This is a genomic window from Candidatus Symbiopectobacterium sp. NZEC135 (genome assembly GCF_025962695.1).
The window spans coordinates 1-782 of record NZ_JAGFPF010001007.1; the positions used below are offsets into that span (position 1 = coordinate 1).

Below are 782 nucleotides of genomic sequence, written 5' to 3' on the forward strand. Positions count from 1 at the left end.
CGATATAAACGGTGATCAACATACCGATCAACACCGCAATGGCACCTATCACCAGCGTGATAGTGGCAGAGCCGTAGGCCAGTCGGTCGTTTTGGTCTTTTATCGAGGCAATCAGCGATTTAATCACCGCGCTGCTTTTGTCTCCCCCCACTTTTACCGCGTTTTCTGTTTTCTTCAACGTGGCCATTGCGCTGTGATGCTCCTGATGCAGCGCGACGTAGCGTTGCGTATAACGCCACAGCTCATCAAGCAGTCCCTGTGTCTCTGCGGGAAGCGTCGGCAGCACCGCCTGATAGGCCTGCTGTGCGGTTTGATAACGGGCATCCAGTGCCTTTGCCGCGTCGTCGGTGTCGCTTTGATACAGCACACTGGCTACCTGCTTGAGCGCCGCGCTCAGGTAGGCAATATCATCCGCCCGTTGATACTCCGACAGCCCCAAAGGCTGCGCGGCAATGCCGTCGCGAAAACGCTGAATGGCGTCCTGCCCGTTTAGCTCGGTGATCTGTTTTTTTAACGCCACGGTATTCTGAGAGGCCTGGGACATCTCTTTGATGGCCTGTTGGAAATCGGCCAGGATACGGTCCAACGTTTGCAGGTCATTCTGCTCTTCAGGGCGCCAGGGCAGCGAATGCGCACTTTGCGTGAGCTCGGCGGCATGTTTGATGAAATTGCTCAGTACGTTCTGGGTGGCATCATCTGGCGTATAGAAATACTTAAGTCGATTGATTTTTGCCTGAAAGACTTCAATGTTGATGTTGTAAATCAGATTGGTTTTTTCATAG

Annotated in this window: 1 pseudogene; it reads right to left on the reverse strand. The window is 52.9% G+C overall.

Features of this window, described 5'->3' with window-relative positions:
* Positions 1-782: pseudogene (locus J5224_RS32070) on the reverse strand (hypothetical protein); the annotation flags it as partial.